This window comes from Stenotrophomonas sp. 610A2 (genome assembly GCF_030549615.1).
In the GTDB taxonomy this organism is placed as follows: Bacteria; Pseudomonadota; Gammaproteobacteria; order Xanthomonadales; family Xanthomonadaceae; genus Stenotrophomonas; species Stenotrophomonas pigmentata.
In genome coordinates, this window is the sequence record NZ_CP130832.1 from 4,525,842 (window position 1) to 4,550,029 (window position 24,188).

Here is a 24,188-nt window from a genome sequence, read left to right on the forward strand (position 1 = left end):
GCGGTCCAGCGTTAGCGCAAACCCGCATTGTAGCGGGCACAGCCGCGCCCGCCGGGTTCAGCCGACGGCGGCGGCCAGGCGCTGCGCCACCCAGCGCTCGGAGAAGCCATCGCCACGCAGGTTCTCGATGAAGCCGCAGTGGCCGCCCCAGCGCGCGATCTCCAGGTGGGCATCGGCCGGCAGCTGCCAGTGATCGAAGGTGGTGAACGGAATCACCGGGTCATCGGCCGCCATCAGGATATCGGCCGGCACCTGCAACGCGGCCAGCTTGCTGCCGGCGATGGAGTAGCCGTCGAAGTACTCCTGCAGCGAACCGAAGTCGGTATGGCGGTCGACCAGCCAGCCGGTCAACGCACGGATATCCAGCTTCAGCACGCTGTCATCGCAATCGGCCAGCTCGGGGAAGAGCGCGCGCTTGCGGCGCAGCGAGCCGGTCCATTTGCGGCGGAAATACCAGTCGTACATCACCGGCCCACGCTGGATGCTGTCCATGGTGATGGCCGGGTCCAGCACCGGGCACACCGATGCCACGTGCAGCAGTGGCACACCAGCGGCAGGCGCGTGCAGGGCCAGGCGCAGCACGAAGTTGCCGCCCAGCGAATAGCCCGCGGCGACCATCGGCAGGCCGGCAAAGCGCTGTGCGACATCCGCGGCGGCGTTGACCACTTCGCCGATGCGGCAGGAGTGGAAGATGCCCGGATTGAGATGATGGGTATTGCCGTGGTCGCGGAAGTTCAACCGCACCACATCGAAACCCTGCTCCAGCAGGCGTGCGGTGGTCATCCGCATGTAGCTGGATTCGGCACTGCCTTCCCAGCCATGCAGCAACAACGCCAAGGCCTTGGGCGGGGCACCCGGCGGGCGGCTGTGCCAGGCCTGCAGGCGCACGCCGTCACCACCGTCAAGCATCATCTCCTGGGTATGTGCTCCACTGGCAACCAGCAGCTGCTGGCCGCGTCGCAGGCGCACCCGACTCGAGGCCAGCATCGACTGCAGGTGCGGGTTGCGCAGCCAGCGCGGTGGCCGGTAGTTGCAGGCGCTCAGCATGACCGACCCGGTTGGCGTTGACTGCCCACCACAGCGTTGGCCGTGATCTGCACCTTACGGCCCTTCCATCACCGCCACGATGCGCGCGCGCGAGGTCTCGGCGATGCGCCGGCGGCCTTCCAGGTCCTGGATGGCGATGGGCTCGAGGAAATGCACCTCGCCACGCCGCGCCGGCTCACCGAGCAGGCGCAGGAAATTACCGGCGAAGCTCTCGCCCGGCCCGAACGCCACCGTGGTCTGCGCATCACCGCGCACGCCGTAGCGCAACGCGATCGGCTGCACCGGCACGCCGGCCTCGACTGCCGCCTGGAAGATGCGTGCGTGGAACGGCCCCACTTCCTTGCCGCCGCGGGTGCGCCCTTCCGGGAACACTGCCACCGGTCGTTGCTCCTGCAGACGCTTGACCATTTCCTCCATCACTCCGCCCAGCGACTCGGTATTGCCGCGCTGGTGGAAGATGGTGTGGCCTCGGCTGGCGACCCAGCCAACTACCGGCCAGCCGGCAATCTCGCGCTTGGCGACAAAACCGACCATTTTCTGGCTGTGGATCACGCAGATATCGACCCAGCCCACATGGTTGGCAACGAACAGCACCGCACCGGGCAAGGGCTGGCCCACGCGTTGCAGGCGGAAGCCGAATATCCACATCAAACCACCCGACCACCAGCGCACGACCCGCTCTTCCAACGGGTTGCTGGCGGGGCCGATACGTCCCAACGGCTGCGTCATCAGCAGCAGGATCAGCGGTAGAAACAGGACAATGTGAACCAGCAGCAGCGGGGCGCGGTACAGGTAACGGAACACGCGGGCCACACCGCCCTGGCGGGCGGGACGGGGGGAAGTCATCCCTGCACGATACCGGATGCGGTCCAGCTTCCGCCAGCATGGCGGCACCGCTGGCAGGTGTTGCAGCCATGCACGCAAAAAGGTGCGCCATGCCACACTATCGGCAGGAAGTGCCGGACGGCCTTTCGAATCGGGGTACGCCGGCACCTTTCCCGGCATGAAGTGTGTACAACAACACTATCGTTCAGGGGAGCGGCAAGATGGACCGGCAGCTGCTGTCATCGACAGAAGACATGCTGCATTTGTTCTCTGCGGCATTGGAGCAAATCGGCAATGGCGTCATTCTGTTCGATGACACCAACACCATCCTGTACGTCAACCAGGCCATGGAGAACATCTCCGGCTGGTCGCGCGCCGAGCTGCAGGGCAAGAACCTGGGCACGCTGGCGCCAAAGAGCATGCGCGAGCGCTACAACACCCGCCTCTACCCCGGCGCCAGCAACCGTGTGCAGGAGCTGGAGGCCGACCCGCATGACATCCAGCTGATCCGCAAGGACGACGTTCCCCGCTGGATCAACGTTACTTTGTCGCATCTGGCCGACAATGGCCGCAGCATCCACCTGGCGCTGGTCAACGATGTCACCGCCAGGCGCGCGGCACAGGCGCGTGAACGGCTGTTGTCGCTGGGCTTCGATGAGACCCAGAGCGCGGTGCTGATCACCGATGCCGAAGGCCGCATCGTGCATCTGAACAAGGGCTTCCGGCGCCTGTTCGGCTTCCTCGACAGCGAGGCGATGGGCCAGTACGTGCCGGCTTTGCTGGCCCCGGACAACTACTCACCCGACCACGTGAGCGTGTATTTCGCGCGCCTGTTGGCAGGGCAGCCGATCCGCGCCGACGAACGGCTCTACCGCAAGAACGGGCAGCCGCTGTGGTGCTCGGTCAGTACCAACCCGATCTTCGACGACTACGGCACGCTGGTGAACCTGGTCATCGTGCTGATGGACATCACCCGTACCAAGGTGCATGAAGTCCTGCAGCACAAGATGCTCGACGCGATGGTGCGCGAAGTGCCCACCGCCGAGGTCATGCAGATGATGTGCCTGGAGGTGGAGAAGATCGCCCCGCAGGTGCTTTGCTCGGTGCTGCGGGTGGAGGACGGGCGCCTGCGCCACCTGGCCGGGCCAAGCCTGCCCGAGGCCTATATCCGGCTGGTGGAGGGCATACCCGCAGCGCCGAAGACCGGCAGCTGCGGCACCGCTGCATACAGCGGCCAGACCGTGATCAGCCGCGACATCGCCACCGATCCCAACTGGGAAGGCCTCAGCCACCTGGCCCTGCAGCACGGCCTCGCGGCCTGCTGGTCGACGCCGATCAAGGCCAATGATGGCCGCGTGCTCGGCACCTTCGCCTTCTACTACCGCCAGCCCCACGACCCGGACAGCTTCCATCGCCGGCTGGTGGAGGTGATCGTGCATCTGTGCGCGCTGGCATTGGAACGCGAGGAGGCGCGCAACCGGATCCGCCGGCTGGCGTTCTACGATGACCTCACCGGCCTGCCCAACCGCAGCCTGCTGCACGCCCAGGCCGACCAGGCGATCACTGCCGCCGACCACCAAGGGCAGACATTGGCGGTGATGTTCATCGATCTGGACCGCTTCAAGCAGATCAACGACTCCTTCGGCCACCCCGGTGGCGATGAGCTGCTGCGCACGGTGGCGCGTCGCCTGCAGGAAGAAACCGGGCCGATGGACATCGTCGGCAGGCTTTCCGGCGACGAGTTCGTGGTGATCCTCAACCGCTGCGATGTGGCTGCCGCCAGCGAGCGCAGCGAACGCATCCTGCGCACCCTCGGCCTTCCGTTGGCGCTGGGCGAGCTGGAGATCCGGCCGTCGGCCAGCATCGGTATCAGCATCTTTCCGCACGATGGCAGCAACATGGACTCGCTGCTGCACCATGCCGACGTCGCCATGTACCAGGCCAAGCACAACGGCCGCAACCGCGTGCGCTTCTACAGCAGCGAGATGGACGAATGTTCGCAGGAGCGGATGGCGCTGGAAGCCGCCCTGCGCGAGGCCTTGGAACAAGGCCAGCTGCAACTGCATTACCAGCCGCAGATCGACATCCACAGCGGCCAGCTGCACAGCGTGGAAGCCTTGGCACGCTGGCAGCATCCGCGCCTGGGCAGCGTGCCACCGATACGCTTCATTCCCCTGGCCGAAGAAGCCGGGTTGATCGGCGACCTCGGCCAATGGGCGCTCGGCGAAGCCTGCCGGCAACTGGGCCGCTGGCGTCGGGAAGGCCTGGAGGTGCCTTCGGTGTCGGTGAACCTGTCACCGACCAACTTCCACAGCGCAGCCCTGCCGGACTGCATCAGCCAGATCCTGCAGCAGGAATCACTGCATGCCAGCGACCTGATCCTGGAGATCACCGAAGACGTGTTGCTGGATGGTGACCCGATCACCCTGCAGACCCTGCACCAGGTGCACGCGCTGGGTGTAAGGCTGTCGATGGATGATTTTGGTACCGGTTACTCCAGCCTGAGCTACCTGCGCCAGCTGCCGATCAGCGAGCTCAAGCTGGACCGCAGCTTCGTGCACGGCATTGAAGGCGACAAGGTCGCCAGCGCACTGACCCAGGCCATCGCCCATATCGGCCAGAGCCTGCAGTTGAAGGTGGTGGCGGAAGGCGTCGAGAGCCTGGAGCAGCTGAAGCTGCTGGGCGCGCAGGGTTACGAGGTGGCGCAGGGCTTTCATTTCACCCCTGCCTTGCCGGCGCCAGCGCTGGCGGACTGGGTGCGCAAGCATTTGCCGGTGGCGGTGATGGTTTAGACAAGCACCGTAGTGCCGAGCCATGCTCGGCAGGGGCTTTCCCAGCAGCGCATGTGGCAGCGGAGCAAGAGCTTACCCCTCCCCAACCCTCCCCTTCGCTGCGCGAAAGGGAGGGGGTAAAGCTGCGCCCCCTCCCTTTGCCGCAGGCAAGGGGAGGGTTGGGGAGGGGTGCTTTTCAGCTCTTAGGCTCTTAGGCTCTTAGGCTCTTAGGCTCTTAGGCTCTTAGGCTCTTAGGCTCTTAGGCTCTTAGGCTCTTAGGCTCTTAGGCTCTCAGCACTGAGCCCTGAACACCAACCACTCACCCAACAGCCACAACCGCCAAAGTCAGCCGCGAAATACACACCGGCTTGCCGGCCTCGTCCTCGATGCGGATCTCCCACACCTGGGTTGTGCGGCCAACATGCAGCGCGCGTGCAGTGCCGGTGACCACGCCGCTGCGCGCCGCGCGCAGATGGTTGGCATTGATCTCCAGGCCGACACACACCTGCTGGGTCGGGTCCACGCAGAGATTGCCGGCGCTGCTGCCCAGCGTCTCGGCCAGCACCACCGAGGCGCCACCGTGCAGCAGGCCATACGGCTGCTTGGTGCGCGCATCCACCGGCATGGTTGCCTGCAGCCAATCATCGCCGGCGGCGGTGAAGACAATGCCCAGGTGATCGATCAGCGTGTTGCGGCTCAGCTCGTTGACCAGCTTCAGGTCAACCGGCGCGCGGAATACTTGGCTCATTGCAGCTACCTGTCAGGGGAATGGAACGCTCAAAGGATGGGGACCAGCCCGGCGCCGAAGGCGGTCAGCATGCGCACCAACACCCACTTGGGGCCGACATTCACTTCCGGGAAGTCGCCCACCGCGGTGTAGCAGCTGTGGAAACGCGGGTCCTGCCGGGTCAACGGCTGCGGACAGTCCGGGCCCGGCTTGAAGGCGTAGTCGGTGGCATAGCGCCACGGCCAGAAATCCAGGATCGGCAATGCTTCAGACGCCTTGCCGATGCTGTAGTTCAGGCCGGACAGCACCGGCGGCTTCTCGCGCGGCGCTACCACCCAGGAGTTGTCCGGGTGCACGTCGCGCAGGATGCTCTGCGCCAACTGCTCGGCGAAGGCCGGGTCTTCAATGATCACCGCGCCTTCGGTGTTGTAGTTCTCGCTGCGCGGATCGAAGTTGTGGGTGCCGATCACACCGATGCGGCGGTCCACCACCAGCGACTTGGCATGCAGGCCCATGCGCGCACCGCGACGGGTGACCGGCAGCGGTCGGTTGACCGCGCGCGTGCCGAGGAACGAGGGCCGTGTTTCGGTACGCAACACCTCGCGCTCGACCTCGCTGCCATCGGCGGTGAGCCGACGTCCTGGGCCACTGCCGCTGCCACTGCCGCGCACATTGCTGCCGGCCGCACTGCCGCCAATCACCCGCCGTCGTGCCGGCGCCGGCGGTTCGCCGTCAAGCGGCGCAGGCAGCAACTGCGCATAGTCGATGGGCGCATCCAACGGGAACGGTTTGTACTCGTAGATGTTGAAGCCCAGCTCGCGCATGTTGCGGCGTTTGTACTTGTAGGACAGCGCATAGACGATGGGGTTGTCGGTCGCCGCCAGGCTGTTGGTCGAGACCACCACACGCGGTGGCGCCTCGCGCTTGCGCAGGTCCTTGAACAGCTTCTGCGCAGGCTTGGACAGCACCAGGTAGGGGGTCTGCAGCAGCACCTCGCTCTGCGCCTGGGCAATGAGCGCATCCAGTTTCGGCTCGGTCACATGCTGGCCATTGAGCGGCTGCGCCTCGCGTTCACGACGGTGCTTGCGCGGCAGGTCGGCGACATAGCTGACTGAACTCACCGGCAGCGCCGTATCAACGAACGCCTGTTCGATGAATTCCGGATCCGAGGCTTCCTCGTCCACCCGTGCGATCCGCTCCGGGCGCCGGAACGCGGCCTCCGGCATGGCCGGCACACCTTCATTCAACAAGGTCCGGCCGACATCGTTCAGCCGTTCGGCCGGTACGCTGCGGCGCGCCACCCAGAAGGCCTGGAAGTTGGCCGCCATCTCGCGTGCTTCCGGCCCGGCCACCACCACGTCACGGTCGCGGAAGTTGTACTCGCTGTCCCAGTCGTAATAGTCGTCCTGGTAGTTGCGGCCGCCAACCACGCCGATCACATCGTCGATCACCAGCAGCTTGTTGTGCATGCGCTGGTTGAAACGACGGAAGCAACACAGCACGCTGCCGGCATAGTCGAAGTAATTGAGCTTGGCCTTGCCGAACGCCGGGTTGTAGACACGCAGCTCGAAGTTGGCATGCGCACCGGACAAGGCGCCGAGCATCTGCAGGTCGGAGATCGCCGAGAGCTGGTCGATCAGCACCCGTACCTTGACCCCACGACGCGCGGCAGCAAGCAATTCATCGATCACCATCCGCGCACTGTCGTCGGTGTCGAAGATATAGGTCTGCAGATCCACGCTGCGGGTAGCACTGCGGATCAGGTTCAGCCGCGCGATCAGCGACAGCTCGCCCTCATCGAGGATGGTGGCGTAATGCCGCGGCACCTGCGCGGTGGATTCGGCGATGGCCTTGCCACCGAGCGCGCGCAAGGGCGAATCCAGCGCGCAGCGATCGGGCTGGTCGCAATCCACCACCGTGGAACGCGCGGCCACGGCAATGCCTTCGGCACGCTCGCGCTGCTGATTGGACAGCGAGGCACAACCGCTGGCCAGCAGGACCGCCAGCACCAGGAAAAGACGAATCACAGCTTTCACGTTTTGGGGGCGCCAACCAGGCGTGTACGCAGTACGAATATCACTCGATCACTCAGGGCCATCTGCCAGCTGTCCATGCCATATCGGCCGCGCAGGATGGTACCGCGGCTGACGAGGTCGCAATCATAGCCGGGGCGCGCGCATTCAGGCTTTGCCAGGCGCATCACTTCGGGCCGGCTGATGCCACGGATCGTCAAGCGCCCCTGCACATCACCGCCGGTTTCGGTCAGACGCGGGTCATAGGGATCGGAGTCGAACTCCACCACCGGGTAGCGCGCAGCATCGAAGAAGTCCTCGCCGCGCATCCAGCCGGTATAGCGGGGCTTGTCGGGGATCTCCACATATTCGCTGTACATGCGCAGCCGCACCTGGTGGCGGCCATCGGGCAACACTGTGATCCAACCCTCGAAGCGCGGGAAAACACCCTCGACCTTCTGCCCGAAGCGGGTACGTATTTCAAAGCCAAAACGGGAATGTGCCGTGTCGAAATGCAATGGCTCGGCCGCAAGGGCCGAGCCAGACAGCATCAACAGAATCAGCAGCAGCCCAAACCGCGCCGCCGCCATGGACTCAGGGCCACCAGAATGCGGTCAACTTGGCGATGCCGGGTTCGATCGCCGCCTCCATCGGCAACGACAGCACCGCGACCGACGCCGGCGGCATGCCGCGGTAATCACCGGTCTGGCCACTGTGCATCAGCGCCACCAGCTGCTCCAGCCCCGGGTTATGGCCGACCAAAAGCACGCGCTCCACCTCGCTGTGCTCGTCCAGCAGGGCCGCCAGGGTGCCAGGCGCGGCGTCATAGATGCGCTCTTCAAGGCGCTGCTCGACGTAACCGGTACGCTCTAGCACTGCCTCCAGGGTCTCCCGGGCGCGGCGGGCCGGCGAGCACAGCACCCGGTCCGGAACCAGTTTGTTTTCCTGTAACCAACGGCCGGCCGACTCGGCCTCGGCCAGGCCATGCGGTGAGAGGGGCCGGTCGATGTCGGCTTGGCCATTGGCCGCCGGTTCGGCATGGGCATGTCGCAGCAGGATCAATTCACGCATGGTCGGGTAGTACTCCTGTCAGACCTTGTTCAACCACTTGAGCAGCGGCTCCCAGTCTTGCTGGTGCTCGCGTACCTGTGCTGAGTGATAGTCGAACAGGCTGCGCCCGAGCCCGACCATCACCACATAACTCTGGCTGTCGCGCAGCTGCGCGACCACCTCATACGGCCATTCGGCCAGCATCTGCCGGGCCTGTTGCGAGGTCTGCGTCCACGGCTTGGTGCGGTTGAGCACCAGCCCCACCGGCACTGCCCGCGAATGGATGCGCTTGATCCTGGACAGGCTGTTGAGGAAGCCGACGATCGCCTCGATGTCCAGCGCCGAGGGCAGCACCGGCACCACCACCGCATCGGCGATGTCGATGAAGCGTTCCAGGTCCTCGCCATAGGCACCGGCCGGGGCATCGATGATGACCTGTTCGGCGCCGTCGGGGATGAGCTTTTCCCAATTCTTCTTGCGGTGCACGTCCACCGGCAGCACGGCGCTCTCCAGGATCGAGCGGCGTTGCGCCCAGCGGGTGCTGGAGCCCTGCGGGTCGGCATCGGCGATCACCGTTGCCAAGCCGGACAAGGCCGAGTGTGCGGCCAGATGGGTAGCGATGGTGGTCTTGCCGACACCGCCTTTGGAGCCGGCTACCAGAATCGTCTTCATGCACGCCTCGTTTTCGCGGGACTTGCCCGCAGCGTACACCGGCCCGCGTTACCAAAGGTAGTCATCCGGTGAGGAAGCCGCCCCGGCAAGGCCTGCGGCTTTGCTATCGTGTCGCCCCCGGCATTGGAACCACCATGAGCGAGCTGCAGGACCTCACCGCACTGATCCGCGCCAACACCGCGCTGATCGTCATCGAAACGCAGGATGAGACCCGTATCGTGGGCCTGTTCCGCGAGGCCTTGATGCATGTGTGGCGCTCGCTGTACCGCTGGTCGATCACCGAGGGCCTGCGCCGCATCGACATGGACCGCGAGGACGAGGCGGTCGGCCCGCCCGATGCCAGCGCCGCCCTGCGCATGATCCAGGAGGCCGACCAGCGCGGCATCTACCTGCTGCTCGATTTCCACCCCTACCTGGGCTACGCCAGCCACCAGCGGCTGCTACGCGACATCATCCAGCGCCGCCACAGCCAGCCGCACGTGGTGGTGCTGGTCGGCGCCAAGGTCGAGCTGTCGGCCGAGCTGGAAGCACTGGCGACCCGCTTCAACCCGCGCCTGCCCGATGCCAATGCGCTGCTGAAGATGCTGCGCGAGGAAGCGGCCAGCTATGCCCAGGAGAACGGCGGACGCCGGGTCGAGGTGGACCAGGAGGCAGTGCAGCAGATCCTGCGCAACCTGCGCGGGCTGAGCATGACCGACGCCCGCCGCATCGCCCGCCAGCTGATCTTCGCCGATGGCGCGCTGAAGGCCGACGACCTGCCGCAGCTGGCCAAGCTCAAGTTCGAACTGCTCAACCGCAGCGGCCACCTGCATTACGAATACGACTCGGCCCGTTTCAGCGACGTGGCCGGCGCGCGCCGGCTCAAGCGCTGGATCGAGCAGCGGCGTGCGGTGTTTGTCTCCGGCAATGCCCCGCCCGGCTTGGACCCGCCCAAGGGCATGCTGCTGCTCGGCGTGCAGGGCTGCGGCAAGTCGATGCTGGCCAAGGCCACCGCCGCCGGTTTCGGGGTGCCGCTGCTGCGCCTGGATTTCGGCACGCTGTACAACAAGTACCACGGCGAGACCGAGAAGAACCTGCGCGACGCACTGGCCTCGGCCGAGCAGCTGGCGCCGTGCGTGCTGTGGATAGACGAGGTCGAGAAGGGACTGGCCAGCGGTGGTGAGGACGGCGGCGTGTCGCGCCGCGTGCTCGGTTACCTGCTGACCTGGATGGCAGAACGCAAGGCGCCGGTGTTCATCGTCGCCACCGCCAACCAGGTGCAGGAGCTGCCGGCCGAGCTGCTGCGCAAGGGCCGCTTCGACGAGATCTTCTTCGTCGACCTGCCCTCGCCCGACACCCGCGTCGAACTACTGCACCTGCATCTGCAGCGTCGCCAGCTGCAGCCGGACTTGTTCGCTCTACCCGCCCTTGCTGCCGCCAGCGAAGGTTTCTCCGGTGCCGAAATCGAACAGGCGGTGGTCGCCGGCCTATATGCGGCACATGCCGAGCAGAAGCCGCTGGATACCGAGCTGTTGATGGCCGAGATCCGCAACACAAGACCGCTGTCGGTGCTGATGGCCGAGCAGGTGCAGTCGCTGCGCGACTGGGCCCGCGAGCGCACCGTACCGGCGGATTGAGGCTGCTGGAAGACGCAATCACTGTTGTACGGGTAGTGCCGAGCCATGCTCGGCAGAAGCTTTCCCAGCCAAAGCAAAAGCCCCCTCCCCAACCCTCCCCTTCGCCATGCGAAAGGGAGGGCGCAAGCGGACCTGCCACGTCATCCGATGATCCGGGACCACGGCTGGGGCGACGCCCACTATCCGTGGCAGTAGACAACGACTATGTGGTGCCCGGGAAACTGCCTGCATATATCAATCGCGCGATCATTCCACGCGTGTGTCGCTGGCATCTGCGAATCCCTGTCCTCAATCCACTCGGGCCCAGGAGTGACGATTGCAGAGGTAACGCCGCTCTCGGCGAGCGTATCAGCCGGAAAAACCAGGTACTCGGAATCTCGCAAAGCGGTGGGCCAGTCGCGCAAGTCGACACCGTTTTCCTCAAGCCAATCCCGTGTGCAGCACCAGTAATAGTCCCACGCACCAGGTGACAGGTCGTCCTGCCACATCTGGAATGGCTTCATCTGCGTGGCAACGGCTGCTTCTATGGCATGTGCATCGCTGACATCCGTACCCATGGGCAATACGACCAGCGCATAGAATTTCATCGGAACCGGGAACCTTGATATCTGAACCAACCCGCGGTGCAAAGCGAGTCCATGGCCCAGCGTACATCACACGCGCAGTATCTATCTGCCCGTACGCCTGACTTCCGGGTTGCGCTGCGCTTACCCGGACTACACCAACGGAGCACGCATACGCTGTTGGTAGGAGCGGCGTAAGCCGCGAAGCACGTACTGCATCAGATAGCACAGCTGCGAGGACTCTCAGCAATGTCAGCTTCGCGGCTTACGCCGCTCCCACAAACGGAACCCCAGCCATCAAATATGGAGTCACGCGGCATGCGCTTGATGTCAACTGGTTGGCGGCACTGGCGGTGCAACCCAGTCGACTGGCGGCAGCAAGGGTTCACCCTGATGCTGCAGCAATCTGCGCATTGCCGGGATCTCGCCTTCTTCGCCAAACCAGCGCATATAGACCTGCGGCTCGACGGTCGATGCTTTCCGTGCGGGCTCATTGTTGTTCAAGAGTGTGGAGCTCTGCATCTGCAGCCAATCGAGTTGAAGCACTCGCTCAGCCAGATTCCTGGCTGCCTCTGGCTGCGCCTCAAACCTCGCCAACCGTTGCAAGCCAGCCTTTGCCATCAACATCGTGTCGCTGTCAGCGATGCGCCGCAGCAGGTTCCGACACTGCTCGCGCCGATGGATGTCGGATTCATCAGTTGGACAGAGCGACAATGCCGCCTTCAACTCCGGTTGCCACATGCCAGATGCGATGCTGAAGAGCGTCGCCACCCGCTCATGTTCTGCATACCGGCCATTGTTGGCCTGTTCCCATTGCAGCGCCCGCTGTGGCTGCACCACAGGCCAGATCATACCGGTGGTCGCCGCGTCCAGCAGCCGTATTATCGAAGGGAACTGATCGTCGTAACGTGGCGCATCCAAAGCGCGCTTCTTGGCCTTGTCGGCACCTGCCTGATCTCCATGCTTCTGCCCCCAACGCATCAATAACAGCTGCGCGTCGGCGCCGTCTTCTGCCTGTAGCGTCGCCACTGCTTTCTCCACCGCACAATCGCCGCCATCAATGCAGCGCCGCACGGCGGTGGCGGCAATCAAGGGTTCATCGCTGCCCGTGGCGATTGCTTCCAGCAACCAGCGCTCCGCTTCCGGCGCGGGCTTCAGCCTGCCGGTCTGCAGATCGAGTGAAATCGGCGCCAATCCAGCGGCGGCATACAGCTTCAGTGGTTCACCTGTGGCTGCCAGCTTGCTTGCCTGCTCCATCCGCGCTTGATTCTGCGCCTGTACGTGCACCAACAGCTCTTCAGGAGCAACGCCATCCTGGTCATCCGCAGCAGCCTGTGCACCCGCGTTTGCAGTAATCGCGCATAGCAGCAGTACCCACATTCCCTGTTTACGCATGCCGGTTTCCCTCCAAGAGCATCAAGCTTTACGGCGCAGACTCAAACCACCCGGTCCAACACCCAGACCCAGGCCGGCAAGGTGGCCAATGACAACACAATGCCATAACCCACCATTGCCGCTGCCAATCGCGGTGCCAGCCGGTGCGAGATGGCCAGGGCGGCGGCGGTGATCATCGTCGGCATCGCGGTTTCCAGCACGTTGACCCGCAGCATTTCGCCCTGCAGGCCGAATGCCCAGGACAGCGGCAACGCGGCGGCGGGTAACACCAGCAGTTTGAGCAGCAGGCCCACGCCCAGCGGCGCCAGCTCAGCGCGCGACAGCCGCAGCTGGATGGTCAGGCCCACCGCCAGCATCACCAGCGGCAGCATCGCGTCGGATACGTTCTTCAATGCGCCGGCAATCCATGTCGGCGGTGATGCCGGCATCACCAGCAAAGCGAAGATCAATGCCCACAGCGGCGGGAAGCGGGCGATGCGCAGCAGGATCTGGCCAGTGCTGGGCGGGGTATCGCCGCTGTAGCGCGCCAGCACATACAGGCCGAACGTCGACAGCATCACGAAGGTGCCGAACTGGTCGTAGACCACTGCATATGGCAGGGCGTGGTCACCCAGCAGCGCGCGCACCATCGGGTAGCCGATGAAGCTGGAATTGCACAGCGCCACGCACAGCAGCAGCACCGCATGCACCTGCCGCTCGAAACCGAATACGCGTGTGGCCAGGCTCACCAAGGCCAGGGTAAGCAGCATCAGCAACCACGGCGTCAGCATGATGCCGATCAAGGAGGCATCCAGCTGCAGGCGGGGTACATAGGTGAGCACCGCCGCTGGCAGGCAGATGTACAGCACCACCTTGTTGAGCACGTCGGCGGCGTTGTCCGGGAATACCCGGAACCGTGCGAAGACCATGCCCAGTGCGAGCATGGCCAGGATCAGTGCGAAAGCGTCGAATGCCATGGTGCAAGCATGCGCCGGGCTGCCCCGCGAGGGGAATCAGCGCCGACTCAAAGCCTCCCGTGAAGCGCCACCAAGGTGTGCCAGCGCTGCCTCACCTGTGCGGCCTTACGGCCATGCCGGCGGATTGGCTGCCCAGGCCTGCTGTACCTGCGACAGCTGTGTGCGCTCGGCGTCGTTCCAGGTCGGCAGCAACTGCGCATAAGCCGTGGTGTCGGTCCATTGCCCGGGTTCGGTGCGCACGGCAGCGGCATACCAGGCCACGGCTTCGTCCTTGCGCTCCAGCTTCCACAGCACAAGCGCCAGCGTTGTCGGCAGCCATGACGGGTTGCCGCGGGTACCTTCGGCCGCCCTGCTCCACAGGTTCAGCGCGTCCTGCGCATCGCCGCGGCGGTACAGATCCCAACCGTGGTTCCAGCGCAGGCTGCGGGCCTGCACGGAGGTGTCGGCAACCGCGGCCATGGCTTCCTCGTACAGTTTGCCGCCCAGCTCGGCACGCCCATCGCGGTAGGCGATGCTGGCCAGCTGCGCGGTGGCTTCCACGCCCTTGCGGCCACGCTCGCGCAGCTTCATCAGCTGATCGACCGCATCGGCCTGTTCAGGCGGCACGACATGGATCGGCTTGGCCGCCACGTCGTCATCGAAATAGAACTCGTTGATCTTCGGCAGGCTTTGCGCCTGCGCGTTTGCAAACAGCAGCGACGCCAGCATGACCACGCCGGCAACCACGCGCTTTGTAACCCCCATGACTGCAATCCCCATCGAACAGTTATCCCCCACCCGGCCCCGATCCTAACCGCTCCGGGCGCTACGCGCGACGGGTTACAGGGTGATGAAATCCCCCACTGCTACAATCCGCGGCTGCCACCGGCCTCCCGGTCGGCATCTGCCAGCCGTTTCCGCAATGGGCCAGCCATGACCAGCACCGCCGAACTTACCTCACCTGCCTCCGCCAACGATCCGCTGATCGGCGTGCGTGATTCTGATTACACTTTGGATCACAAGTACACGCGCACCGATGGCCGCATCTACCTGAGCGGCGTGCAGGCACTGGTACGCCTGCCCTTGATGCAGCAGCAGCGCGATGCCGCGGCCGGGCTGAATACCGGCGGCTTCGTCAGTGGCTACCGCGGCTCGCCGCTGGGCGGCTTCGACCTGGAGCTGTGGCGCGCACGCAAGCACCTGGAAGCAGCCAAGGTGAAGTTCGTGCCCGGCCTCAACGAGGACCTGGGCGCAACCATGGTCTGGGGCACGCAGCAGACCAACCTGTTCCCCGGTGCCAAGGTCGATGGCGTGTTCGGCATGTGGTACGGCAAGGGCCCGGGCGTGGACCGTTGCGGTGACGTGTTCAAGCACGCCAATGCTGCCGGTGCCTCCAAGCACGGCGGTGTGCTGGCGCTGGCCGCCGACGACCATGCCTGCCGCAGCTCTACCCTGCCGCACGGCAGCGAGGAAGAGTTCGTCAGCGCGATGATGCCGGTGCTGAACCCGGCCGGCGTGCAGGACATCCTCGACATGGGCCTGGTCGGCTGGGCGATGAGCCGCTACACCGGTCGCTGGATCGGCTTCAAGACGATTGCCGAGACGGTGGAATCGTCGGCCTCGGTGGACGTCAACCCGTTCGCCCGCCAGATCATCCTGCCGGAAGATTTCGACATGCCGGTCGCTGGCCTCAACATCCGCTGGCCAGACCCGCCGATGGAGCAGGAAATGCGCCTGCACCGTTATGCGGTGAAGGCGGCGCAGGCCTTTGCCCGCGCCAACGGCATCGACAAGGTGGTGATGGACTCGCCGCAGGCACGGCTGGGCATCGTCACCACCGGCAAGAGCTACCTGGACGTGCTGCAGGCGCTGGAATACCTGGGCCTGGACGAGAAGGCCTGCGCCGACATCGGCATCCGCGTCTACAAGGTCGGCATGACCTGGCCGCTGGAGCCGCAGGGCATCGGTGAATTTTCCCGCGGCCTGCAAGACATCGTCGTGGTGGAGGAGAAGAAGGCCTTCATCGAGCGGCAGATGAAGGAATACTTCTACAACTGGCCGGCCAACTGGGGCCCGCGCCCGTCCATCGTCGGCAAGTACGACGAGCAGGGCGAGTGGATCCTGCCGTCCACCGGCGAGCTGACCCCGGCGACGATTGCCGGCGTGATCGGGCGCCGCATCCAGCGTTTCTTCAACACCGAGTCGATCGAAGAGCGCCTGCGCTGGATGGACGTCAAGGAAGCCGAGATGGCCCTGCCGCGCGCACAGTTCCCGCGCGTGCCGCATTACTGCTCCGGCTGCCCGCACAACACCTCGACCAAGGTGCCGGAAGGCTCGCGTGCGCTGGCCGGCATCGGCTGCCACTACATGGTGACGTGGATGGACCGCGACACCGACACCTTCACCCATATGGGCGGCGAAGGCGTCACCTGGGCCGGCCAAGCCGCGTTCACCGACACCGAGCACGTGTTCCAGAACCTCGGCGACGGCACCTATTTCCACAGCGGCTCGCTGGCGATCCGCCAGGCCATCGCCGCTGGCGTCAACATCACCTACAAGATCCTCTACAACGATGCGGTGGCGATGACCGGCGGCCAGCCGGTGGACGGCACCCTGACCGTGCCGCAGATCGCCCAGCAGATGCGTTCGGAAGGCGTGCACACCATCGTGCTGCTGTCCGACGACATCCAGAAGTGGAAGTCGCGACGCCACGAGTTCCCCAGCGATGTGGAATTCCACGACCGCGCCGAGCTCGACGCCGTGCAGCAGCAGCTGCGCACGGTGAAGGGCACCAGCATCCTGATCTACGAACAGACCTGCGCCACCGAGAAGCGCCGCCGCCGCAAGCGCGGCAAGATCGTCGACCCGGCCAAGCGCACCATGATCAACTCGCTGGTCTGCGAAGGCTGCGGTGACTGTGGTGAGAAAAGCTTCTGCGTGTCGGTGCTGCCGAAGGAAACCGAGTTCGGGCGCAAGCGCGACATCGACCAGTCCAACTGCAACAAGGATTTCACCTGCACCACCGGCTTCTGCCCAAGCTTCGTCACCGTGCACGGCGGCCAGCTGCGCAAGGGCAGCAAGAGCAGCGCCGCCAGCCTGCTCGACAACCTGCCGGCGCCAACCTTCCGCACCGATTTCTCGCAGCCCTGGAACATCCTGATCACCGGCGTCGGCGGCACCGGCGTGGTGACCATCGGCGCGCTGCTCGGCATGGCCGGCCACCTCGAAGGCAAGGGTGCCAGCGTGCTCGACCAGACCGGTCTGGCGCAGAAGGGCGGCGCGGTCACCACCCATATCCGCATCGCCAACCGCCCGGCTGACATCCACGCGGTGCGCATCGCCGCCGGTGAGGCCGACCTGGTGCTGGGCTGCGACATGGTGGTGGTCAACGACTACTGGGCGCTGTCCAAGGTGCGCGGCGAGCGCTCGCAGGTGGTGTTGAACACCTATGAAGCGATGCCGGGCACCTTCACCACCCACCCGGACATGCAGTTCCCGGCCGCCGACATCATTGCCGGGGTGAAGCTGGCACTGGGCGGTCGCGACCCGATCCTGCTCGATGCCACCCAGCTGGCCACCGCCCTGCTTGGCGACGCGATTGCCTCCAACCTGTTCATCCTCGGCTTCGCCTGGCAGCAGGGCCTGGTGCCGCTGTCGCTGGAATCGCTGATGCGCGCGGTGGAGCTCAATGGCGCCGCCGTGAGCATGAACCAGACCGCGTTCGCCTGGGGCCGCCTGGCCGCCATCGATCCGCAGGCCGTGCAGCAGGCCGCCGGCCTCATCCACAACGCCCCGACCGATGCCGAGCGCAAGCCGGCCGCGCTGCGTGAACTGCCGCCGGGCGAATGGGAAGGCAACGAGGCCGGCGCACCGTCGGCACCGCGCAACCCGGGCAACGAGCCGGACGTGCGTGGCCTTCCCGCCGCCAGCCGGACCAGCGGTGAAGCCGCGTTCGCATCGCTGGACGATGCGCACCTGTCGCGCTCGCTGGACGAGTTGATCGCCCGCCGCAGCAGCTTCCTCACCGATTACCAGGACGCCGCCTACGCAAATCGCTACCGCACTCTGATCGATGCCGTGCGCAAGGCCGAGCAGCAGGCGATCCCGGGCAGCACCGCATTGAGCGAAGCCGCCGCGCGCTACTTCTTCAAGCTGATGGCCTACAAAGACGAATACGAAGTGGCCCGCCTGTACACCAGCGGCGACTTCGCCAAGCGCGTGGCAGAGAAGTTCGAAGGCGACTACCAAGTCCGTTTCCACCTTGCCCCGCCGCTGTTCGCCAAGCGCGACGAACACGGCCAGCTGCAGAAGAAGGAATACGGCCCCTGGATGTTCAAGGCCTTCGGCCTGCTGGCCAAGTTCAAGGGCCTGCGCGGCGGCCGCTTCGACGTATTCGGTTACACCGAGGAACGTCGCGGCGAGCGTCAGTTGATTGCTGACTACGAAAAGACCTTGCAGGAACTGATCAGCGGCCTGGATGCACGCCGGCTGGCGCTGGCGGTGGATATCGCCAGCATCCCCGAGCACATCCGCGGCTACGGCCACGTCAAGGAAGCGCACCTGCACGAAGCCAAGGCGCGCGAAGCGACGCTGCTGGCAACGTGGCGCAACCCAAAGGCGCTGCACATCGTGCAGGCGGCCTGAGCAGGCAACGGATAGGTTGCTTATGCGCAGTGCGACCAATGCGTTGCATTGCGCGGCCTGAGCTTCAGCGCCAACGTTGAAGCTCAGGCCGTTACCGACTGAAGCGGCGTCAGTGGATCTCGAAATTCATGGACACCAGGGAGGGCCGAGCTTGCCCGCCTACCTGTGCCGGCGTCCATTGAACGGAAAGAATCACCTGCTTCTCCTGTTCGGTCAGCCCCATTCGCGACGGATAGGAAACCAGCGCGCCCTGCGGCTTGCCGGTTTCGTCCAGGACAACCACGACGCAGGTCAGGCTGCTGCCGGAGCGCATCCAGATGCTGCGGGGGAACTGGGGCAGTTTCTCTACCGGCTCCGGCTCCACATCCGCGGTTTCACCGATCACGTGGTCGGGAAGCAGCTTCTGGATTTCTGCCAGAAGGGGCGCTTTTTCGCAGGAGCGGATGGGGCGGTCGCGGGCCAAAGCGCTGTTTGCAGCTAGAAGCGTCACCGCGAAGACCATGATTTTGAGCATGTGATTTGACCTTCCGATGGTTTGGGATCTGCTGAATCTCGTTAGGAGCTGAGTTTGGAAACGCGCGGATTCTGTTCGATGCCCGCTAACGGCCAGAAGCAGACGAAGCGGTCTTCACGCCACCTGGCCGCCTCAAGGCTGCCGCTATCTTGGACGCTGATGCAGGCAAGTTTCGCAGTTGCTCAGGCAGTTTCTCTTCGCGATCCAGCAATGACTGCCACGGTGCTTTCGAAGTCATGTACGTGGCTGCAATCGTGACCAAATGCTGTGCCTAGCATTGCGACTGGCGGTGCGAGCCTGCTCGGCTCGTCAGGTCACAAGCTCTTGCAGGAAGTCCGTGAGCGCTGCCTTGGGATCGTCCTGATCGGACACGATCATCTCAATTCCCCAGTGCCTCAGAACTTCTTCTGCCGCCGGGTTCGGGCGATTGGTGAAGACGTACGACTTGGGTCTCGCCGAAGCCAGCGGCGACTTCCCCCACATTTCGGTCAGGCGATAGAATAGCAACCGGATATTGAAGTCTGTCAGGCTGTAGCCAATGAAGAGGACAGAGTTGCTTAGCACGTCGTTGCGGAGCTTGATGTCCAGCGGCGTGTCGAAGGTCAGTCGCTGGTAGTAACTGGTCTCGTCGAGAACGATAGACTCGTCGGCTGCGAAGTCACCATGGAACTTGATGATTTGGCGGTGACCGTCTCTGACAGCGACCATGTCCGCTACGCTGGCAATCCTGTCGTACTTCACACCGAACTCGGCGTGAGCTATCTCAAGCCACCGGTCGTAGTTGGTGGTGTATATCCGCGAGAAGTTGCCCCGGGTGATGAGCCGGTGAATATCGGAGGTCTTTATGTTCGTGGAAGGCTTGTGCCATTCGCGGTCCATCCAGCTTCGTAGCTCGCCGAGGCCACCTCTTTTCTTTTTGTAGAACTCAGCCAGAGTCTGATAGTTCCCATAGGTGGCAAACACCGCCGGGTCGTAGCCCAGCTCCTCGGCAATATGCGCGATAAGTTGGCTCCAACTCGGCAAACCAAGGTTTGCAGACACACCAGCTCCGACAAATAGCATTAGCTTGCCATTGCTGTGGGCATCTAGAAGTTCAGCTCTCATGTCGGGACTCTCGAAACTTTAAGGTGGGCAGCAAACCTGTCCAATGCTAGGCGGCGCATGGATATATCGTCCTTTCCGGTACCCATTTGGGCAAACGTCGTCGTGTAGCCGTCAGGTACGAACACGCAGTCCCATTGGAAATCCTCCGGCCCAGCAGGTGCACGCGGAACCGTCCCCTCGATTGCGCCTTCGAACAGGTGCATCTCGCGCCCGTCGCAGTACCCAAGAACCGTCTTTGCGATGACCTTGTCGTCACCAAGAGCGGCCACGAGATCCGCGAAGCGCCTGGCTTCCAATCGGTCCCAAAAAATCTGGGTTAGGCCTGCGGGAAGGTCGTTCAGTCCCCGGAGATACAGCCCTGTGTGCTCGACGAACAGGGGGCGGCCAATCTCGTGAAACGCCTTGATTAGCTTGTCCCGCACGAGCGCATGGACGTCCTGAGTCTGCAGTTCCTCGATCTTTCTGGATACAGGCACGACGTCCACCCCAATAGGGCCGAGGATGCGTTGTACTTCCTTGATCTTGTGCTGGTTGCCGGACATGAATCGAATCTTCATTTCAGACCCTCCATGAATGAAAAGCGCTTGGCCACTTCGTACTGCTGCTGCATGTCGCAGATGGACAAGCCTTCGGCCATAGCGGCGGCTTGGTCGTCAGCCAGGCCGCGTTGATGGATCGCTGGGTTGTCGGAGCAGATGACGAACGGCACACCACGGCGTCGGAACTCCTGCAGAGGATGGGCCTCATCACTGGGAACGGCGCCCGTCAGCCGATTGCTGATTGGGCAGACCTCGACGCAGACCCCCTTGATAGCCAGCAGATCCATCAAGTCAGGGTCTTTGACTGCAGCCGTGCCGTGGCCGATCCGATCAGCGTGGAAGAGCTCCACGGCCGCTCGCACATTCTCCACGCGCCCAGTCTCTCCAGCGTGGATCGTGATGCCGAAGCCGTACCGGTCCTTGGCCTCACGAATGATCGCGGGCAGCTCAGCCGAATAGGGCGTCTCTTCATCTCCCGCAAGGTCGATCCCAACGACATCCTTCGGCCGTCCGATGTCCTCGTAGGCCTGCAAGAGCGTGGCGAGATTGGAGGCGCCGTAGTCGCCCCGGGTTACAGTGAGGATCAAGCCCCGCCGGATGCCGTATTGCTGAGAAGCGCTGCCTGTCGACTCGATGAGGCGGTCCAATGCTTGCGCCGGCGTGCAGCTCTGAAGTCCGGTCAAGTACAGGACGCTGCTGCGGAGCTCGACGAAACGAACGGCGTTTTCTGCCAGGCTCGCAAAAACAGCATGGGCGAGGCGGTCGAGGTTTGCGCGCTTCCTGGGGAAGAGCCGCAATACCTGCCACGGCGTGAGGTACTCCGCCAGCGATTTGCAAGGGACAAGGCGGGTTATGTCCCGCTCGAAATTGAACCCTGCCGGAAGCGAAGTTGCTTCATCGGCCATGATCTCCCGGATGATCGACACAGGGACGGCGCCGTTCATATGCAGGTGGAGTTCCCCTCGATCATGCACGCGGGCTCGCACGCCACCATCGTCGTCGAGGTCGTCGGCCAAGCCCAAGAGGCCTGGCAGATCAAGTTGCCGCTGATTCAAGCGCTGTCCCTAAATCTTGTTGTGGCCTTTAGGCCGTTCCATGTGATGCTAGCCCCATACCCGCATTGTGCGACTTCTCGTAGACCCGCAATTGAGTAAGCCTCCTTTACACCTAGGTACTTGAAAGTCGGACCTCTGGATCCAGCCATGCTCCTTATCCAGAGCGGATCGTATAGTGATCCAATCCACCGCCTCTCTACCTCTCGATCTTAGAGGCTCTGAGTGCGGCTTGCGAGCCGATTACCAGTCCCAGATATCCGGACAGAGAGCCGTGCTTGATCCAAGCAAGCGGACGTCTGCTATGGGTCGGGATTTGCCATGTCCTACCCTCGATAAACATCCCTAACCCCCTGCCCCGACGACGTCCGCTCTCGACCAGAAGCGGACGCTCATAGCTCAAGAGAAACAATGCCCTGACGTGGTATTGACTTAACAATCAACCATTTTGTTTGTGATGCCGAACGGAATGTGTACCGATGGAGCCACTTCACTCGCGGTTACAAGATGCCCCGATTGATCGTCAAAGAAGATATGTGGCTGTAGAACATCCAAGACAAGTTTCTTCTCCACTCCACCAAGAAAAAATGCATCGTTAGCCATCACACCCCAACTCTTCAACGTGTTGATAGCCCTCTCATGGGACGGTGCATTTCTTGCCGTAACAATAGATACGCGAAGCCGATTTCTGTAGTTTGAATCTTTCCTTCGCTTCTCCTCTTCAACCTTCTGGATCTTTGAGACCTTGAGCAAGAACTCCTTGAGCGGGCCGCCACCGAGCGGCTCCATGACGTTTGCAGTCTCATGGTCGTGAAACTTTAAGACGTCCTTGGTTTCCTGCATAACTGTCTCAGCGGTGTCATCGGCGAGCACGCCGTCAAAGTCGAACGCGATTCGCAAGGTTTTGTCTTGGGGGTCATCGATCTTCTTTGATTCCATCACGTAACCAGCCGGAAATCCTTTAGCAATGGCCTCGACGACATCGCTCTGATTCGATGAAAGGAATAATGAAATATTCAGAGCCGGTATGTAGTCGTATGGAGATACGCCTTGTTGAAAGATCGCACGAGTGATCCCTAACGCGTGATGTTCAATAGACTTCATCACCCTAAGCCCCGTATCCGGGTCATTACGAGATAACAAAACGACCTCTACCAGTGGCCCTACGTTCGAATCACTCAAGTCGTTCAGTGACAGCAGACGTTTGATGAATGAAAAAGCGACCCCTTCACTCAACGGATCATCCTTATGGGCCTCTTGATACTGTCGATACTTCTCCTCGCCCTGAGTCCTGAAAATCTTGTCTGACTCATTCAAATCAAACATTGCACTTGATGCAACGCCAACTACAAGCCGGTCTTTCAACTCGTATGCCACGACATTCCCCTGTGACTGTCAACTGCCTAGTAAACGGATCAGTGGATCCGGTTAGCGACCTCTCCGCAAAGCACCTTGTGGTGAGCTTTTCCCTGATTGAGCTCGATCTTAAGGCGGCAGGATCCGGCTAACAAGCCAATGTAAAGCGGTGCCCAGAGATAATTCTGAAAGATCATATAGCCTGAGCTGAAGGAATATGGAGCTCCGTTTTGTGTCAATAAACGATATCTACGCCTCAATCCAAAAAATTTGGGACATAGACACTCTCAGTTAGATCTCCATATTCTTGCCAGGACCATCGGGTAGCTGAAAATGAGGCAAGTGGTCTACCATGCCTCCATCCCGGCAGATCCCGGGCGCCAGACGCACTTTTCCGTGAACGCTCTTATCACCGGTAGTTCAGGCCGGATTGGCCGCGCAATCTACAGCGCGATTGCCGCAGACCATGAGGTCATTGGCCTCGACCGTTCCCCTTTCTCCTGCTCATCGCTTATCGGTGATTTCACCGATGACCGGCTGCTGCAACAAGCATTGCAGGGCGTCGATGTGGTCTTCCACACCGCTTCGTACCATGCGCCGCATGTTGGCCTGGTATCTGATAGCGAGTTCGAGCGGGTCAATGTTGCGGGCGTGCAACAGTTACTGGAAGCCGCACAGCAGGCAGGCGTGATGCAGGTGGTCTATACCAGTACCACCGCACTCTATGGCGATGCTGTCGCCGAGCAAGGTTGCACGTGGATCGACGAATCCGTGACGCCGCAGCCCAGGACGGTGTATCACCGCAGCAAGCTGGAAGCCGAGCAGATCCTGGCTGACTGGTCCGGTGCGGGGCTGACCCGCAGCATCATCCGCATGTCGCGCTGTTTCCCGCAGCCTGCGGACCAGATGTCGGTGCTACGCCTGCATCGCGGTATTGATGTCCGCGATGTTGCTGATGCGCATGTGGCGGCGTTGGCGCTGCCGGCTGGATCATTTAGTAGATTTGTCGTCAGCGGCTCTACGCCGTTCCAGCCCGAAGACCTTGAGCAGTTGGGACGCAATGCAGTGGAAGTCCTGCGCCTGCGCTGCCCCGAGTTGGTGGCCGAGCACCAGCGCCGTGGTTGGCCGCTGCCGTCGGTAATTGATCGGGTGTATGACAATTCTGCCATCCGTCGGGCGCTGGGTTGGGAGCCTGCTCATGGGTTCAGCGAAGTGTTGGCGCAGGTGGATCGGCGTAGTCTGGAAGTGCTGCCGTATACGCGGGACTTTGTTGACAGGACAGTCGATTGATCCGGCCCGATGTCGTTTCGATTGAGTTCGCTTGCTTCGCGGCTTACGCCGCCCCTACAAACAGCCGGACAGCGGG

20 protein-coding genes are annotated in these 24,188 nt (G+C 63.0%); 4 read left to right on the top strand and 16 right to left on the bottom strand.

Annotated features, from left to right (window positions below):
• Positions 1 to 57: 57 nt before the first annotated feature.
• A complete protein-coding gene (locus tag Q5Z11_RS20085; protein ID WP_303750094.1) occupies positions 58 to 1,044 on the bottom strand; it encodes a YheT family hydrolase in 987 nt (328 codons plus the stop codon).
• 57 nt (positions 1,045 to 1,101) lie between these two features.
• Positions 1,102 to 1,893, bottom strand: a complete 792-nt coding sequence (locus Q5Z11_RS20090; RefSeq protein ID WP_303748031.1) for a lysophospholipid acyltransferase family protein — start codon at positions 1,891 to 1,893, stop codon at positions 1,102 to 1,104.
• A 200-nt stretch (positions 1,894 to 2,093) separates the two neighbouring features.
• On the opposite strand from Q5Z11_RS20090, the gene Q5Z11_RS20095 reads away from it, so the two are divergent.
• Entirely contained in the window at positions 2,094 to 4,664 is a 2,571-nt protein-coding gene (locus Q5Z11_RS20095; protein WP_303748032.1) for an EAL domain-containing protein, read from the top strand.
• 298 nt (positions 4,665 to 4,962) lie between these two features.
• On the opposite strand, the gene Q5Z11_RS20100 is transcribed toward Q5Z11_RS20095, so the two are convergent.
• From Q5Z11_RS20100 to Q5Z11_RS20120, 5 genes are read right to left on the bottom strand one after another with little or no spacing between them, the layout of a single operon-like run.
• A complete protein-coding gene (locus Q5Z11_RS20100; RefSeq protein WP_303748033.1) occupies positions 4,963 to 5,391 on the bottom strand; it encodes a hotdog fold thioesterase in 429 nt (142 codons plus the stop codon).
• A 29-nt stretch (positions 5,392 to 5,420) separates the two neighbouring features.
• The gene (locus Q5Z11_RS20105; protein ID WP_303748034.1) at positions 5,421 to 7,406 is read right to left on the bottom strand and encodes a phospholipase D family protein; all 1,986 of its coding nucleotides are present in this window, start codon (positions 7,404 to 7,406) and stop codon (positions 5,421 to 5,423) included.
• Positions 7,403 to 7,933, bottom strand: coding sequence for a YceI family protein (locus tag Q5Z11_RS20110; protein WP_303748035.1), 531 nt, complete (start codon positions 7,931 to 7,933; stop codon positions 7,403 to 7,405). Before Q5Z11_RS20110 ends, Q5Z11_RS20105 begins: the two co-directional genes overlap by 4 nt.
• Positions 7,934 to 7,976: 43 nt before the next feature.
• Complete coding sequence (locus tag Q5Z11_RS20115; RefSeq protein ID WP_303748036.1) at positions 7,977 to 8,453, bottom strand: SixA phosphatase family protein; 477 nt, start codon at positions 8,451 to 8,453, stop codon at positions 7,977 to 7,979.
• Positions 8,454 to 8,471: 18 nt separating this feature from the next.
• Positions 8,472 to 9,104, bottom strand: coding sequence for a ParA family protein (locus Q5Z11_RS20120; protein WP_303748037.1), 633 nt, complete (start codon positions 9,102 to 9,104; stop codon positions 8,472 to 8,474).
• Between the two features lie 134 nt (positions 9,105 to 9,238).
• On the opposite strand from Q5Z11_RS20120, the gene Q5Z11_RS20125 reads away from it, so the two are divergent.
• Positions 9,239 to 10,720, top strand: coding sequence for an AAA family ATPase (locus Q5Z11_RS20125; protein ID WP_303748038.1), 1,482 nt, complete (start codon positions 9,239 to 9,241; stop codon positions 10,718 to 10,720).
• Positions 10,721 to 10,899: 179 nt separating this feature from the next.
• Here Q5Z11_RS20125 and Q5Z11_RS20130 read toward each other — a convergent pair whose 3' ends face one another.
• From Q5Z11_RS20130 to Q5Z11_RS20145, 4 genes are all read right to left on the bottom strand, one after another.
• Complete coding sequence (locus Q5Z11_RS20130) at positions 10,900 to 11,307, bottom strand: hypothetical protein (RefSeq protein ID WP_303748039.1); 408 nt, start codon at positions 11,305 to 11,307, stop codon at positions 10,900 to 10,902.
• Between the two features lie 306 nt (positions 11,308 to 11,613).
• Entirely contained in the window at positions 11,614 to 12,678 is a 1,065-nt protein-coding gene (locus tag Q5Z11_RS20135; protein WP_303748040.1) for a hypothetical protein, read from the bottom strand.
• A 41-nt stretch (positions 12,679 to 12,719) separates the two neighbouring features.
• Positions 12,720 to 13,634 (bottom strand): AEC family transporter, encoded by a 915-nt coding sequence (locus tag Q5Z11_RS20140; RefSeq protein ID WP_303748041.1) that lies wholly within the window; start codon positions 13,632 to 13,634, stop codon positions 12,720 to 12,722.
• Positions 13,635 to 13,739: 105 nt separating this feature from the next.
• A complete protein-coding gene (locus Q5Z11_RS20145) occupies positions 13,740 to 14,378 on the bottom strand; it encodes a tetratricopeptide repeat protein (RefSeq protein WP_303748042.1) in 639 nt (212 codons plus the stop codon).
• Positions 14,379 to 14,546: 168 nt separating this feature from the next.
• On the opposite strand from Q5Z11_RS20145, the gene Q5Z11_RS20150 reads away from it, so the two are divergent.
• A complete protein-coding gene (locus tag Q5Z11_RS20150; protein WP_303748043.1) occupies positions 14,547 to 18,257 on the top strand; it encodes an indolepyruvate ferredoxin oxidoreductase family protein in 3,711 nt (1,236 codons plus the stop codon).
• Between the two features lie 109 nt (positions 18,258 to 18,366).
• Here Q5Z11_RS20150 and Q5Z11_RS20155 read toward each other — a convergent pair whose 3' ends face one another.
• From Q5Z11_RS20155 to Q5Z11_RS20175, 5 genes are all read right to left on the bottom strand, one after another.
• A complete protein-coding gene (locus tag Q5Z11_RS20155; protein ID WP_303748044.1) occupies positions 18,367 to 18,771 on the bottom strand; it encodes a hypothetical protein in 405 nt (134 codons plus the stop codon).
• 309 nt (positions 18,772 to 19,080) lie between these two features.
• Positions 19,081 to 19,875, bottom strand: a complete 795-nt coding sequence (locus Q5Z11_RS20160; protein ID WP_303748045.1) for an SIR2 family protein — start codon at positions 19,873 to 19,875, stop codon at positions 19,081 to 19,083.
• On the bottom strand, positions 19,872 to 20,432 hold the full coding sequence (locus Q5Z11_RS20165) for a non-canonical purine NTP pyrophosphatase (protein ID WP_303748046.1): 561 nt from the start codon (positions 20,430 to 20,432) through the stop codon (positions 19,872 to 19,874). Before Q5Z11_RS20165 ends, Q5Z11_RS20160 begins: the two co-directional genes overlap by 4 nt.
• A complete protein-coding gene (locus tag Q5Z11_RS20170; RefSeq protein ID WP_303748047.1) occupies positions 20,429 to 21,430 on the bottom strand; it encodes an amidohydrolase family protein in 1,002 nt (333 codons plus the stop codon). Before Q5Z11_RS20170 ends, Q5Z11_RS20165 begins: the two co-directional genes overlap by 4 nt.
• 468 nt (positions 21,431 to 21,898) lie before the next feature.
• Positions 21,899 to 22,843 (bottom strand): 5'-nucleotidase, encoded by a 945-nt coding sequence (locus tag Q5Z11_RS20175; RefSeq protein ID WP_303748048.1) that lies wholly within the window; start codon positions 22,841 to 22,843, stop codon positions 21,899 to 21,901.
• A 375-nt stretch (positions 22,844 to 23,218) separates the two neighbouring features.
• Here Q5Z11_RS20175 and Q5Z11_RS20180 point away from each other — a divergent pair, with 375 nt between their 5' ends.
• Complete coding sequence (locus Q5Z11_RS20180; RefSeq protein WP_303748049.1) at positions 23,219 to 24,112, top strand: NAD-dependent epimerase/dehydratase family protein; 894 nt, start codon at positions 23,219 to 23,221, stop codon at positions 24,110 to 24,112.
• Positions 24,113 to 24,188: the final 76 nt, after the last annotated feature.